Annotated in this window: 13 protein-coding genes and 1 riboswitch; of the genes, 5 read left to right on the top strand and 8 right to left on the bottom strand. The window is 66.9% G+C overall.

Going from position 1 to position 14,175, the window contains the following annotated elements:
• The first annotated feature begins 161 nt into the window (after window positions 1-161).
• The 3 genes from AABQ55_RS07905 to AABQ55_RS07895 are packed head-to-tail and all read left to right on the top strand — an operon-like array spanning window position 162 to window position 2,476.
• The gene (locus AABQ55_RS07905; protein WP_244767833.1) at window positions 162-434 is read left to right on the top strand and encodes a hypothetical protein; all 273 of its coding nucleotides are present in this window, start codon (window positions 162-164) and stop codon (window positions 432-434) included.
• Between the two features lie 42 nt (window positions 435-476).
• Complete coding sequence (locus AABQ55_RS07900; protein WP_272804633.1) at window positions 477-1,229, top strand: TlyA family RNA methyltransferase; 753 nt, start codon at window positions 477-479, stop codon at window positions 1,227-1,229.
• On the top strand, window positions 1,226-2,476 hold the full coding sequence (locus AABQ55_RS07895; protein WP_272804632.1) for a class I SAM-dependent RNA methyltransferase: 1,251 nt from the start codon (window positions 1,226-1,228) through the stop codon (window positions 2,474-2,476). Before AABQ55_RS07900 ends, AABQ55_RS07895 begins: the two co-directional genes overlap by 4 nt.
• A 4-nt stretch (window positions 2,477-2,480) precedes the next feature.
• On the opposite strand, the gene AABQ55_RS07890 is transcribed toward AABQ55_RS07895, so the two are convergent.
• The 6 genes from AABQ55_RS07890 to AABQ55_RS07865 form a co-directional block, all read right to left on the bottom strand.
• Window positions 2,481-2,903, bottom strand: coding sequence for a type II toxin-antitoxin system VapC family toxin (locus AABQ55_RS07890; protein WP_432347053.1), 423 nt, complete (start codon window positions 2,901-2,903; stop codon window positions 2,481-2,483).
• Entirely contained in the window at window positions 2,903-3,157 is a 255-nt protein-coding gene (locus AABQ55_RS07885) for a type II toxin-antitoxin system Phd/YefM family antitoxin (protein WP_244767836.1), read from the bottom strand. Before AABQ55_RS07885 ends, AABQ55_RS07890 begins: the two co-directional genes overlap by 1 nt.
• A 108-nt stretch (window positions 3,158-3,265) precedes the next feature.
• Window positions 3,266-5,359 (bottom strand): methyl-accepting chemotaxis protein McpU, encoded by a 2,094-nt coding sequence (mcpU, locus tag AABQ55_RS07880; protein WP_272804631.1) that lies wholly within the window; start codon window positions 5,357-5,359, stop codon window positions 3,266-3,268.
• A 200-nt stretch (window positions 5,360-5,559) separates the two neighbouring features.
• Window positions 5,560-6,315, bottom strand: a complete 756-nt coding sequence (locus AABQ55_RS07875; protein WP_272804630.1) for a crotonase/enoyl-CoA hydratase family protein — start codon at window positions 6,313-6,315, stop codon at window positions 5,560-5,562.
• Window positions 6,316-6,562: 247 nt separating this feature from the next.
• A complete protein-coding gene (locus tag AABQ55_RS07870) occupies window positions 6,563-8,371 on the bottom strand; it encodes an acyl-CoA dehydrogenase (protein ID WP_272804629.1) in 1,809 nt (602 codons plus the stop codon).
• Window positions 8,372-8,566: 195 nt separating this feature from the next.
• Complete coding sequence (locus AABQ55_RS07865; RefSeq protein WP_244767840.1) at window positions 8,567-9,178, bottom strand: BA14K family protein; 612 nt, start codon at window positions 9,176-9,178, stop codon at window positions 8,567-8,569.
• 218 nt (window positions 9,179-9,396) lie between these two features.
• Here AABQ55_RS07865 and AABQ55_RS07860 point away from each other — a divergent pair, with 218 nt between their 5' ends.
• Window positions 9,397-10,491 carry a glycoside hydrolase family 25 protein gene (locus AABQ55_RS07860; RefSeq protein WP_272804628.1) on the top strand — a complete coding sequence of 365 codons (1,095 nt, stop codon included), beginning with the start codon at window positions 9,397-9,399 and terminating at the stop codon, window positions 10,489-10,491.
• Between the two features lie 10 nt (window positions 10,492-10,501).
• Here AABQ55_RS07860 and AABQ55_RS07855 read toward each other — a convergent pair whose 3' ends face one another.
• Window positions 10,502-11,605, bottom strand: a complete 1,104-nt coding sequence (locus tag AABQ55_RS07855) for a hybrid-cluster NAD(P)-dependent oxidoreductase (protein WP_272804627.1) — start codon at window positions 11,603-11,605, stop codon at window positions 10,502-10,504.
• A gap of 1 nt (window position 11,606) precedes the next feature.
• Window positions 11,607-12,851, bottom strand: a complete 1,245-nt coding sequence (locus tag AABQ55_RS07850) for an aromatic ring-hydroxylating oxygenase subunit alpha (RefSeq protein WP_272804626.1) — start codon at window positions 12,849-12,851, stop codon at window positions 11,607-11,609.
• Window positions 12,852-12,956: 105 nt separating this feature from the next.
• Window positions 12,957-13,149: riboswitch (cobalamin riboswitch) on the bottom strand.
• Window positions 13,150-13,442: 293 nt separating this feature from the next.
• Between AABQ55_RS07850 and AABQ55_RS07845 the strand changes: the two genes are divergently transcribed.
• On the top strand, window positions 13,443-14,048 hold the full coding sequence (locus tag AABQ55_RS07845) for a DUF6656 family protein (protein WP_244767844.1): 606 nt from the start codon (window positions 13,443-13,445) through the stop codon (window positions 14,046-14,048).
• The last annotated feature ends 127 nt before the right edge of the window (window positions 14,049-14,175 follow it).

The raw sequence follows: 14,175 nt of genomic DNA, 5'->3' as shown, positions 1-14,175 counted from the left end.
TCCTTGCCTGCCGGGCATTGCCTTCCGGCAGGCAGGCATGTTCCGTCACGGTTTCTCAACCATCCGGATTTGCAACCCTGTAACCACATCCCTTGGCCGTTCTGAAACCTCCGGCTGCTAGGTTTCACGCCAAAGAGAAGAACCGGACAGGGATTTTCACCATGCGTCACGCGCTGCTTGCGGCCCTTGCCGCCACGCTTTGCCATGCCTCCATCGCGGCGGCCGGGGAACGGCCGTCGCACGACCCGGCCATCGAGGCCGCCGCCATCGCGATGCTGCAGAAGCGGCTGCCGGATATCCGCCCGGCCCACGGGATCCACAGCGCGCCCATCTTCGTGCGTGCGGCGCGGCCGGTGCAGGCGCCACGCGGCATTGCCGCGCTTGTCGACCTTGAATCGCACCGATATTTCCCCGGCCGCATCATCTGGCTGTGAGGCGGGACTTGCCTCTTGGCCTGCGAGGCGTCATGAGAGGCAATGTCCCAACCCACAGAAACCATCCGCCTCGACCAGCTTCTATTGAACGCCGGTCTCGTCGCCAGCCGCTCGCGGGCGCGTGATGCCATCTCGCGCGGCACCGTCCGCGTCGACGGCCGCGTCGTCACAAAGCCGAGCTCGGCCTTTCCCGCCTCTGCCACCATCGAGATCGACGATCCTGCGCAGGCCTATGTCTCGCGCGCGGCGCTGAAGCTGAAGGCCGCGCTCGACGCCTTCGGGCTCGATCCCGCGGGCCTCGACTGTCTCGACATCGGCGCCTCCACCGGCGGCTTCACGGAGATCCTGCTGGAGCACGGCGCCAGCCATGTCGTCGCGGTCGATGTAGGGCACGGCCAGCTTCACCCACGGCTGGCGGCGGACACCCGCGTCACCAGCCACGAGGGCCTCAACGCCCGCGTGCTCGACGCGGACCATCTCGACGGCCGCGCCATCGGCGCCGTCGTCTCCGACGTCTCCTTCATCTCGCTGAAGCTGGCCGTGTCCCCGGCCCTGGCGCTGGCACGGCCCGGCGCCTTCTGCGCCCTGCTCGTCAAGCCGCAATTCGAGGCGGGGCGCGAGGCGATCAGCAAGGCGGGGCTGCTGAAGGACCCGGAGAGCGCGCCGGCGGTGGCGGCGGAACTGGAACGCTGGCTCGTCGAGGACATGGGCTGGCAGAGCCTCGGCCTCATCCCCTCGCCGATCACCGGCGGCGACGGCAATCACGAATTTCTTCTGGGAGGCCGAAAGCCATGACGACGGAAACGCTCACCATCGCGCGGCTCGGCAGCGGCGGCGACGGCATCGCGGAGGCGGCCGGCGGCCCGGTCTACGTGCCCTTCACCCTGCCCGGCGAAACGGCCGCCGTCGCGCGGGTGAAGAACCACGGCACGGTGATGTCCATGTCGGTGGTCTCGCCGGAACGGGTGGAGCCGCCCTGCGTGCATTTCGGCCCGGACGGCAGGAACGGCACCTGCGGCGGCTGCACGCTGCAGCACGCTTCCGATGCGCTCTACCACGACTTCAAGCGCAGCCTCGTCGTCAACGCGCTAAAGGCCAAGGGCCTCGTGCCCGAGGTCGCCCCGCTCGTCGTCGCCCGGCCGGGCGAACGCCGCCGCGTCGTCTTCACCGTCCGCCGGACGGAAAAGGAGATGCTGCTCGGCTTCAACCAGGCCGGCAGCCACCACATCGTCTCCATCGACCACTGTCCGATCTCGAGCGACGGCATCGTCTCCATGCTGGCGGCGATCCGCCGGGTGGCCGCCGCCATCGCCACCTCGGCCGAGCCCTTCCGCGTCACCGTGCTCGAAACGCTCTCCGGCCTCGACCTCGCCTTCGAGGGCGTGAAAAAGGTGGGCGACAAGGAGCGGCGCGCCGTCACCGAATGCATCCTGTCGCTGCGCGGCATCGCCCGCGTTTCGAGCGACGGAGAGGTCCTCATCGAGCCGCAGAAGCCGGTGATCGATTTTTCCGGCGTGCGCGTCTTCCCGCCCGCCGGCGGTTTCACCCAGGCGACGAAGCCGGCCGAGGACGCCATGGCGGACCTGGTGCTGGCGGCGCTCGGCAAGGCCAGGCGCGTCGCCGACCTCTTCGCCGGCTCCGGCACGTTCGCGCTGCGCATCGCGCGGCAGGCCAAGGTGCATGCGGTGGAGGGCGAGGAGAAGGCGCTGAAGGCGCTCGACCAGGCGGCGCGCAACACGCAAGGCCTGAAGCCGGTGACGGTGGAGCGGCGCGACCTCTTCCGCCGCCCGTTGATGGCTTCCGAGCTGAAGGTGTTCGACGCCGTGGTCTTCGATCCGCCGCGCGCCGGCGCGGAGGACCAGTGCCGGGAACTCGCCCGCTCCGGCGTCAAGACCATCGTCGCCGTCTCGTGCAATCCCGTGAGCCTTGCCCGCGACCTCGCCATCCTCACCGCCGCCGGCTACCGCATCCGCCTCGTGACGCCGATCGACCAGTTCCTGTGGTCGGCGCATGTGGAAGCGGTGGCGGTGCTGGAGAAGTAGGCGTTCAGATAGGCTCCCAGGGATTTATCAGCGCGACACCCATGGGTGCAAAATCCTGAACATTGCGGGTGACGAGCGCCATGCCATGGACGAGCGCGCTCGCCGCAATGAAGGCATCCCGCTCCGGTCGTGGGTCGGGCACATGCAGGCGCGCGCAGGCAAGCGCGACGCTCCTGTCGACGGGCACGATGCGATCGGAGAACTCCGGGAGCACATATTTCTCCATCCAGATGCGCAGGCGTGCGCCCTGCACCGGATCACGCCGCTCCATCAGCAGGATTCCGAGATCCAGCTCCATCAGCGTGACGGCTGAGACAAAGCAGGTCGCCGCGTCACGGGCCGCGAGCCAGGCGACGACATTCTCGTCCGCTTTTCCGGCACCCATCTTGCGCGATTCGGAAAGGACATTCGTGTCGAGCAGGAACATCAGGAAAAGTCGGCCGGACGCGGCAGTGCCCCGGTGCGGGGAATGTCCAGCTCCGTCTCGCCAAGACCGGGCATGGAAAGCGCCTCGACAAGGCTTCGACGGCCGCCGGTAAGCTGGCGGTATTCTTCATAGCTGAGAAGGACATGGGCCGTCCGCCCCCGGTTGGTGATGAAGACGGGGCCGTCTTTCGCAGCCTTCTGCGCCTTGTTGGCATTCTGCTGGAATTCGCGGCTCGATAGGGTGGTGATCGTCATGGCGGCACCTCGTCAACGGATATTTGTTGACACATTAGAACAATACTCCGCTCATGACAACGCCGGCCTCCGAGGGAGACCGGCGCTGGATCATGCCGCCTGGAGGTCTTATGCCGCGCGACGTGCCGCCGTCGCGGCGTAACCAGCGCCGCCCGCGCCGAGCTTGAACTGGGCGAGCAGGGCGTTGAGGGCGCCCGCCTCGGCGGCGAGGCCATGGCTGGCCGCCGTCTGTTCCTCCACCATGGCGGCGTTCTGCTGCGTGCCCTGGTCCATCGTGTTGACGGCGGTGTTGATCTCCTGCAGGCCCGTCGACTGCTCGCGGGCGGCCGTGACGATGGCGTTCACATGGCCGTTGATCTCCTGCACCTCGCGCACGATGGCCTCCAGCGCGGCGCCCGTCTCGTCGACGAGCGAGACGCCGGAGCGGACCTGCTCGCCCGACGCGGTGATCAACGCCTTGATCTCCTTGGCGGCATTGGCCGAGCGCTGGGCAAGCTCGCGCACTTCCTGCGCCACGACGGCAAAGCCCTTGCCGGCCTCGCCCGCGCGGGCCGCTTCCACGCCGGCATTGAGCGCGAGGAGGTTGGTCTGGAAGGCGATGTCGTCGATGACGCCGATGATGTTGGAGATCTCGTGCGAGGACTTCTCGATGCCCTGCATGGCCGAGACGGCGCGGCGCACCACCTCGCCGGACTTCTCCGCACCCTGGCGGGTGCGCGAGACGAGCGAACCGACCTCCTCGGCGCGGCGGGTGGAGTCCTTCACGGTCGTGGTGATCTCCTCCAGCGCGGCGGCGGTTTCTTCCACGGAAGCCGCCTGCTGCTCCGTACGGCGGGCGAGATCGTCGGCGGCCGAGCGGATCTCGGTGGCGCCGGCATCGATGGCGCGGGCGTTCTGGCCGACCGTCGTCATCGCCGTGTGCAGCCTGGTGAGCGAGTGGTTGAAGTCGGTGCGCAAGCGGTCGAGATGGCCGGCGAAGGGTTCCTCGATGCGGTGGGCGAGATCGCCGTCAGCAAGGCGGCCGAGGCCGTCCGCCAGCGCCTCGACGGCGTGCTGGATCTCGCCGGCTTCGCGCGCCTTGACGGCCTCGCGCTCGCGGCGCTCGCTTTCGGAGAGCACGCGGCCTTCCTCCGCGGCGTTTTCGAGGCGGGTGCGCTCGATGGCATTGTCGCGGAAGACGGCGACGGCGGCGGCCATGCGACCGATCTCGTCGGTACGGTCCTCGCCGGGAATGACGGCGGTGACATCGCCAGAGGCGAGCTTGTCCATGGCGGCGGTCATGTCCTTGACCGGGCGCACGACGAGGCGGGAGAGCACGGTGGCGAGGAAGCCCATCATGACGACGACGGCGAGGATGGTGGCGATCGTCGCGGCGATGCGGAACTGGCCGATCGCCGCATAGGCCATGCCGCTGTCGATGGTGAAGCCGAGATACCATTCGACCGACGGCAGGCCGGTGACCGGCACGAAGGAGACCAGCACCGGCTTGCCGGCATAGGTCGTGTGGGCGATGCCGCCGCCGATGGCCGGCGTCGCCTTCGGGAAGGCATCGGCGAGTGTCTTGGTGACGAGCGCCTTGTCCTGGTGCACGAGGATCTGGCCGTTCTTGCTGACGAGGAAGGCGAAGCCCGTGCCGCCGAGATCGACCGAATTGACCATGTCGACGAGCGACTTCAGCGAAAAATCGCTGCCGGCGACGCCGAGCAGCTTGCCGTCATGCTTGACGGGCGTCGCGGCGCTGATGATCAGGTCGTTGGTGGCGGCGTCGATATAGGGCTCGGTCAGGACGCTGCCGTTGGCCTTGACGGCATCCTGATACCACGGGCGCTGGCGCGGATCGTAGCCCTCGGGCATCTCCGATTTCGGCCACATGGTGAAGAGGCCCGTCTCGTCGCCGACATAGGTGGTCATGAACTGGCTGACGAGCACGTCGTTCTGCAGAACGGCCTCGATGCCAGACGCCTCGACGGCCTTGCCGGCGGCGTTGCCGGCCATTTCGGTCAGCGAGACGCGGGCATTCAGCCAGTTGGCGATGCTCTGGGCGGCCTGCTTGCCGGAACTGTCGATGCTTTCCTCGACAGAGTTCGTCAAGACGCTGCGCTGCAGGCTGTCGATATAGAGGGAGAAGCCGGTGAAGGCGGCGACGACGACGAGGGACGCGACGACGAGGATGCGCGTCATCAGATTGGAGCGCTTGGCCATGAAAAGGGTGTTCCTTCGGGCGCCTCTGCCAAAACCGGCGGGCGCGATGCTGAACGACATGCCGGTGGGCGGAAATCGGGCGCATCATGCGGCCGCCGGCCTAGGCGCCGGAGAATGCCGCACCATAGGAAAACGTGTTTAAGGCGCTGTTAAAATGAACATATCACAAATTACGAGCCGCCACGGCGGCGCCGCGCGCCTCAGCGGCGGGCCATGAAGGCCTCGAAGGCGGCGCGTGCTTCCGGGCTTTTCAGTTGCGCCGCGAAATGCCCCGCCTCCTCGTCGATGCGTGCCGCCACGTCGGCGCGCGCGCCGCGGATGAGGGTGCGGGCGATGGCGAGCGCCTTCGGCGGCTTGGCGGCGAGGCGCGCGGCGGCGGCGAGCGTCTCGCGCTCCACCGCGGCGGGTTCGACGACGGCGTAGACGAGGCCCGCATCCCGCGCGGCGGTGGCGGAAAAGCCCTCGCCGGCGGCGAGCAGCGCGAAGGCGCGCTGGTGGCCCATCAGGCGCGGGGCGAGAAGGCTGGAGGCCGCCTCGGGCACCAGCGCCAGATCGACGAAGGGCGTGCGGAACTCGGTGCGGATCGAGGCATAGGTGAGGTCGCAGTGCAGATGGATCGTCGTGCCGATGCCGATCGCCAGGCCGTCAACGCCGGAAACGAGCGGCTTGCCATGGGCGGCAAGCGCATGGAGGAAGTCGATCACCTCGCGGCCCATCGTGCCGCCCATGGCGAAGGCGAGGAAATCGTTGAGGTCGTTGCCGGCGGAAAAGCAGCCCTCGCTGCCGAGGAAGACGGTGGCGCGCACCGTCTCGTCCGCATCACCCGCCGCCAGCGCCCCGGTCATCGCCTGGTACATGGCGCGGGTGATGGCGTTTTTCTTGTCGGCGCGGTTGAGGCGGATCACCTGGACGCCCGGGGCCGCTTCGGGGCGCTCGATCAGGATATGGTCGGTCATGGGTATCGGTTTCCTTCATCGAATGGCTGTCACTCGGGTGCCGGATCCCCCCTCTGCCCTGCCGGGCATCTCCCCCTCAAGGGGGGGGAGATCAGCAGGACGCGAGAACCTCGCTCAACCGGCAACGCCGAAGATGGGCGAAACGGCGGCCCCAACCAATCTCCCTCCTTGAGGGGGAGATGCCCGGCAGGGCAGAGGGGGGGGCCGGCAGCTACAGTCTCTCACTTCGTTGGCAGCCCAAGCGTTCCTATCCCAGAACCACGCGCGCGGCTTCCAGGCTCCCGGCACCGGAGACCACCCGGTCCCGCAGCGCCGTCGTCTCGCCGATGATATTCTCCGCGGCGAAGCGGCATAGCGCGGCGCGTTCGCCGTTGCGGCCGTCGCCGCCGTCAGCGAGCGCGCCCTTGGCGAGATAGGCGCCGGTCAGGACCAGGCCGAAGAGGCGCTGGTAAGGCGTGGCGCCGGCGAGCGCCTCGGCCTGCCGGCCTTCCGCCAGCGCGGCGAGCAGCCATTCGCTCGCCGCCTCAAGGTCTGCGATGGCGGCCTTAAGGCGGGATGCGGTCTCGCCGAGGGCCGGCGCATTCGCCTGCCCGGCCCTTGCCGCGATCTCCCGCAGTTCGGCGATGAAGCCGCGCAGATGGTCGCCGTCCGAAAGCGGCAGCTTGCGCGTGACGAGGTCGATGGCCTGGATGCCGTTGGTGCCCTCGTAGATCGGCGCGATGCGGGCGTCGCGATAGAGGCGGGCCGCGCCCGTCTCCTCGATGAAGCCCATGCCGCCATGCACCTGCACGCCGAGCGAGGCGACGTCGACGCCGGCATCGGTGGCGAAGCTCTTGGCGATGGGGGTGAGCAGGCTCGCGCGCTCGGCCCAGTGCTTCGCCTCCGCGCCGTGGCTCATGTCGACGGCGTGGGCGCAGGCATAGGTGATGGCGCGGGCGCCCTGGGTCAGCGCCTTCATGGTCAGAAGCATGCGGGCGACGTCGGGATGCTCGATGATCGGGCTCATGCCCGAACCTTGGCCTGAACCTTGGCCCGAACCTTGTCCCGATCCCTGCCAGCCGGGCGCCTTGCCCTGCGTGCGCTCCTTTGCATAGGCGATCGCCTTCTGCGTCGCCGCTTCCGCGATCGCCACGCCCTGCATGCCGACGGCAAGGCGGGCGTTGTTCATCATGGTGAACATGCAGGCAAGCCCCCGGTTCTCCTCGCCGACCAGCCAGCCGATGGCGCCCGGCTCGTCGCCGAAGCGGCCGTCGCCGTAGATCATCGTGCAGGTGGGCGAGCCGTGGATGCCGAGCTTGTGCTCGATGGAATGGCAATGGGCGTCGTTGCGAGACCCAAGCGAACCATCGTCATTGACGAGGAACTTCGGCACGAGGAAGAGCGAGATGCCGCGCGTGCCGGCGGGCGCATCCGGCAGGCGGGCGAGCACCAGATGCACGATGTTGTCGGTGAAATCGTGCTCGCCATAGGTAATGAAGATCTTCTGGCCGAAGAGGCGATAGGTGCCGTCGCCGCGGCGCTCGGCGCGGGTCTTCATCACGCCGAGGTCCGAGCCGGCATGGGGCTCGGTGAGGTTCATCGAGCCCATCCATTCGCCCGACACCATCTTCGGCAGATAGGTGGACTTCAGGTGGTCCGAGCCATGCGCCGCCAGCGCCTCGATAGCGCCGATCGTCAGCGTCGGGCCGATCGCAAACGCCATGGAGCCGCTGTTCCACATTTCGAGCGCGGCGACATGCAGCATATGCGGCAGGCCCTGCCCGCCGAATTCGGGCGAGGCCGTCAGCGAGTTCCAGCCGCCCTCCGCCCAGGCCTTGTAGAGCGCCGGCCAGCCGTCGGGCATCTTCACCGCGCCATCGACAAGGCGGGCACCCTGCCTGTCGCCGATCTCGGCGAGCGGGGCCACCTCCTCGGTGGCGAACCGCCCGGCTTCGGAGAGGATGGCATCGACGAGGTCGTCCGTCAGCTCGCCGAGGTGGCCGCCTTCCAGCGCGGGCGCAAGCCCCGCCACATGCTTCAGCGTGAATGCAATCTCCTCGACCGGCGCCTTGTACATCTCTATCCTCCTCCCGGCCGCCCTGCCCGGCTGGCGGAGCGACGTGTTGTCGGCAGATTATTGATTTTTACGTAAACGTCAATGTGATTAGACCGGCAATCAGACCGGCGCAAACGGAAACGGGCCGGCCGGTCGATGACCGGTCAGCCCGTTCCAGGTGCCGGGGGGACCATCCGGCACGCAGGGGATCACCCATCAGCTATAGGGCGAGATGCACTGGCGACGCGGCCCGTTATAGGGCTGGAACGTGTTGTCGTAGGCCCTGTAGGAACGGTAGCGGTTGGCGCACCAGTTCACATGCGCGCTGCCGCCGCCGACATAGGTCCGGTCGTTGGCGATCGCACCGCCGATGATGGTGCCGACGCCGAAAGCGGCGAGCGGGAACCAGAAACCGTCATGGTAGCGATAGCCCGGGCGCTGGTAGCGGTAACCGCGATGGCCGCGATACCAGCCGTAGCGGTCGCCCCGGTCACGCCAGCCGACATCCCGGTCGCGATAGCGGTAGCGGCGATTGTCACGCCAGCCGCTGTCGCCGTTCCAGGCACGCTCGATCCGGCGGTTGCGCTCGCGCGTTCCCAGGCGGTTGTAGTTGCGCCGGACGTCGCGCGAATTCCCGTCGAAGCGGAAGTTGCGCTTCAGCCAGAACGGACGCTCGCCATCGCGCACAAGCTGCACGTCGCCGCCGCCGGTCGTGGTGACCGGCTGGGCCTTCGGAACGGCAAGCGGCATGGCGCCTGCCGGCACGACCGGTGTCGCGGCGAAGAGCGCCGACATGGCCACGGCCAGGCATTTGTTGAGAAACCTCATGACACTTCTCCCTAACAGTGCCTTTCGACTGTTGCTCGAACGGCAATTTGAACGCGAAACGCACAAAAGTCCCTTTCGTTCCATATGCGGTCTCCCCACTCCTGATTCAATGGCTGCCGAAGCGCCTTCGCGCAGCCTTGCGCGCGTTAGCCGTCCGTTAACCATGCTTCGTCCACCATGGCCGCTTGCGGAGGCACAGGAATCGAACAGGAGCGTCCATGAACCCGAAGCATCGTTCCGGCCTGGCCGCCCTTCTCCTTCTGGCGGGCCTGCCCTTCTCCGCCAGCGCGGCCTATGTGGAACCATGGAAGAAACCCGAGAACGCCATCGTCATCGACGCCTATGAGCTGAACGAGATCGACTGGTCGGAAATGCTCTCCGACAGCCGCATCGCCGGCTTCATCTCCAAGGCTTCCGACGGCCTGCCCGAGAGTTTCAGCTGCAAGGGCGAGCATGGCGGCGACACGGTGGCGCATTGCAAGACCATGTGGCGCAAATACGCGGTGAGCCGCGAACTCTACCAGACGCGCCGGCTGCTCGCCCGGTCGAAAGGGCTGCTCTGGGGCGCCTATCACCTCGCCCGGCCGGGCAATCCTGTCGACCAGGCCAATCATTTCCTCAACTACGCCAATCCGCAGGACGACGAGATGATGGTGCTGGACATCGAGGGCATCGATCCGGACAACTACATGTCGCTTGCGGATGCGCAGGTCTTCGCCGGCCATATCAAGACGCGCACGGGCCGCTATCCGGTGCTTTACACCAACCATTCGACCGCCCGGCACATCGCGCTCAACCGCGACACATACCGCATCCTCTCGCGCCTGCCGCTCTGGTACGCCCGCTACAAGCCCGGCATCGAGGACGCCTTCCCGATGGGCAACTGGGACAGCTACGCGCTCTGGCAGTTCTCCGCCGGCGTCAACTGCTCGAAGCGGCGCTGCCCCTACCGGGTAAAGGGCGCGCTGACGGATATCGACGTCAACGTGGCGCCGATGACCAAGGCGGCGCTCGGCAAGGCCTGGGCCTTCGGCGGGCTGCTGCCGGAAAAGCCCTTCGAGCCCCTCGACGGGATGCTCACCGCCTCCATCCCGGCAGGCGGCGCCTTCAAGGCCACGGTGACGGCCGAAGCCGAGGCCGGCACCGCCGCGCAGACGGCCGGCGCCGTCACGCTCGCCTCGGGCGCGACGGCGTCTTTCCCCGTCGCCGTGACGGCCGAGGTGCGCGCCGGCATCATGGCGAAAGGCACCGCGACCACAACGCTCGGCCGCCGCCTGGTGGAGGTCACGCCGCTGAACTACCAGGATTTCTGAGGCTCCGCTCCTACGCCTCGATCTGCACGTCGCCGATGGGCCGCGAGCAGCAGGCGAGGATGTAGCCCTCCTCGATCTCGTCGTCGAGGATGCCGCCATTGTGGCGCATGTCGACCTCGCCCGAGACCTTCATGACCCGGCAGGTGCCGCACAGGCCACCCTCGCAGGCTGCGCCGATGCGCACGCCGGCAGCGCGGGCCGTCTGCAGGATCGTCTGGCCCGGCGGACATTTGGCGTCCTTGCCAGCCATGGTGAAGGTGACGGTCACAACGGCGTTGGCATCCACCTCCTGCTCGCCGGCACCGGCGCGGATGGCGATCTCCTCGGGCGCGGGGGCGGCGGCCGGCTGGAAGCTCTCCTCGTGGTAACGCTCCATGTTGAAGCCGCAGACCTTCAGCATATCGCGCACGCCGCGCATGAAGGGCTCCGGGCCGCAGCAGAAGACGGTGCGCTCGCGGAAGTCGGGCGCCAGAAGCGAGAGACGGGCGGCGTCGATGCGGCCGCGCAGGCCGTGCCAGCCGTCGCGCGGATTGTGCCCTTCCACGACGAAGCCGAGCGCCAGCTTCGGCATCTGCGCGGCGAGGCATTCCAGCTCCGCCTTGAACAGGAGGTCTTCGGGCTTGCGGGCACAGGTGACGAAGGCGACATCGGACTGCGGGGCGCAATCCGACATCCAGCGCGTCATCGACATCATCGGCGTGACGCCGGAGCCGGCCGAGATGAAGAGGTATTTTTCGGCGGGATAGCGCACGAAGGAAAAGTCGCCGAGCGGGCCGAAGGCCTTCAGCCGCATGCCGGGGCGCAGGGTGTCGAACATCCAGCGCGTGCCGATCGAGTTCTTCTGCGCCTTCACCGTCACGGAAACGGAGAAGGGGCGCGAGGGCGTCGAGGAGAGCGTGTAGGTCCGCATCACGGGCTCGTCTTCCGACACCGGCAGTTCCAGCGTGACGAACTGGCCCGGCAGGTAGCGGAACCAGTTGTCGCGATCGGAGCGGAAGGTGAAGGTCATCACGTCCGATGTCTCCACCGTGGCGGCGATGCATTCCAGCATGTGCTGGCGATCGTTCCACGGATGAAGCTCGTCGAAGTGGCGGAAATGGCTGGCGATCGTCATGTCAGGCCACCCGCGAGAGCGGCTTCCTGCCGCCGTCGAGCCGGTCGATCATGAAATTCGTATACCATTCGACGAACTGCATGACGCCGCCCTCGTCCTCCGGCGAATAGGGGCCGGGCTGGTAGGCCGGCGAGCGGATGCCGAAGGCGTTTTCCTCGACGATCCGCCGGTCCTGATCGTTCGTCTCGGTCCAGACATGGGTGAGCTCGTCCAGACGATAGTCGACCCCCTCGACGGCGTCCTTGCTGACGAGCCATTTCGTCGTGACCTGCGTCAGTTCGGGACCGAGCGGCAGGACGCGGAAGGTGATGGCGTGATCGGCGAGCACATGGTTCCATGTCGTCGGATAGTGGAAGAGCAGCAGCGTGCCGATGTGGCTTTCCAGCACCTCATTGGATAGGGGGCGCTGGACGGCCCTGGCCCCGGACATGGTGTAGCTCTCGGCATCCTGGATGAGCGGCATGCGCGCGGCACGGAACTGGCCGGTCGGCGACATCCTGAATTCGCTCGGCAGGCCCGCCGCCTCGCACTTTTCCCAGTGCGCGGCGATGACCGGATCGTCCTTGGCGCCCTGTACGCCCGTCGCGGTCGGCGCCTCGGGGTAGGTGCGGCAGAGTTCGGGATGGTTGGCGGCGCAATGGTAGCACTCGCGGTTGTTCTCCCAGACGAGCTTCCAGTTGCCCTTCTCGACGATCGTGCTTTCGAAGGCGACCTTCGTCTCGCCGAGGCGATGGCGGCCGAGATAGGGCTCGACCGCTGCGCGGAACGGCGCGAAATCGGGGGCCTCGTCGGCCAGGCAGAGGAAGATGTAGCCGCCGACGGTCTCGCAGTGCACCCGTTTCAGGCCATGCTGGCTCTTGTCGAAATCCTCCGCCATGTGGCGGGCGAAGAGCAGCGAACCGTCCAGCTCGTAGGTCCACTGGTGGTAGGGACAGACGAGCTTGGCCGAGGAGCCCCTGTGCTGCGTGCAAACGCGCGAGCCGCGGTGGCGGCAGGAATTGTGCAGGGCGCGCACGGTGCCCGTGCGGTCGCGGGTGATGACCACGGGATAATCGCCGATCTGCACGGTAAAATAGTTGCCGGCCTTCGGGATCTCGCAGTCATGGCCGACGAACAGCCAGTCGCGGTACCAGATCGTCTCCAGGTCCAGCTTGTAATGGTCGGGGTCGATGTAGAAGGCCTGCTCGAGGCTATGGCCCTCGCGCCGGTTCTTGAGCTTGCGGAGCACGTCGCTGCGAATGTCCATGCCGGATCCTCGGATTGCAAATTGGGGATACGGCGCACGGAAGGAGACGGCGTCCGGGCGCAAGGCGCACGGACTGCACGCTTCCCGGCCGCCCGCCGCAGCCAGTCACGATCGTTGCCCAAGGCTGGTTTCCGGGCTGAGGAGCGTCCTTGCGAACCATCGCGGCGCCTTCCCGGACATCTTGTCCAGTGGCGTCCTGCCGCGTTTTCTCCAACACCGTTGCGGGGGCAGCGCCGGATTTCAACCGGCTTCCCAATTCTCCGCCTTTTCGGGCGGCACCTCGAGTGTCCTTATCTAAGCGCAAGAATCGGCGAATGACATGCCAGAAAGCGACATGCCATTCCGATTTGACGACAGGAGGAAAACAGCGGGAGCCCGAGTTTTCCTTCACAATATTGCATATATTTCAATCGATTATGCAAAATAAACGGGCACGCTGACCGCATTGGAGGCAGGCCGGTCGCCGGGCTGCCACATTTGCCATATTGCGACCCGACGCGCCAAAGGAAACGGGAGCGCCCCGGCAAGGAATGCTTAACGCGGTTTCCATAAACTTGCCCGCAGGGAAGCGCGAGGATGGAGTACCGGCGCGTGCAGCAAACCAAGTTCCGTTATTACGACGCGGTCGCCTACAAGCGTGCGAACCAGCCGAAGCCGGCGGTGCATACCGAATTCCTGCGCACCGGCCGCATCGACCGGAACCTCCCCTGGAGCCCGAGCGAGAAGCGTTACCTCACCTATCAGGAAGTGGCCGAGCGCACCGGCCGCAAGCTGGAAAATGCCGGCAACGTGACGCATGACCGCATCAACGGCTTCCACCAGTCGATCCGCTTTCCCAAGCTGATCTTCCACCGCACGCTCGCCCAGACGCCGCATCTCGGCTATTGCCACATCACCGTCGCCAATTCCCGCTTCGCGGAATTCGAGAACGTGCAATGGGCCTTCTACATGGCCAATTTCTTCGCCGAGATCGGCGAGGAGGAGCAGTTCTTCGCCGATATCTCGAAGACCGCGAAGCGCATGTACTTCGCCGTCGCCATCACGCCGGCCGAAGAGGAAGGCCGCCTGCAGATCGACCGCAAGGTGCGCGGCAACGGCGTGCTCTTCCGCACCGACGATCCCAAGCTCGCCATGAAGAACGTGCTGATGCTCGGCGCGCACAACGAGGCGCTGCGCAAGATCATCCGCGCGCTGTAGCCCCTTCCCCGCCGCGTCAGGTCCTTCCGGACGGCCGACAGATCATCCATTCCTTGCCGGCCGGGAAGGGTTGGGGCGAGGATGGCCTTGCGACAGCGCCCCTTGGCTTTTGCCGGAAAAGCCCTGT

Origin of the sequence: Shinella sp. WSD5-1 (genome assembly GCF_963942435.1) — a bacterium.
GTDB lineage: Bacteria > Pseudomonadota > Alphaproteobacteria > Rhizobiales > Rhizobiaceae > Shinella > Shinella yambaruensis.
This window is presented reverse-complemented; position numbering and strand designations above follow the sequence as displayed.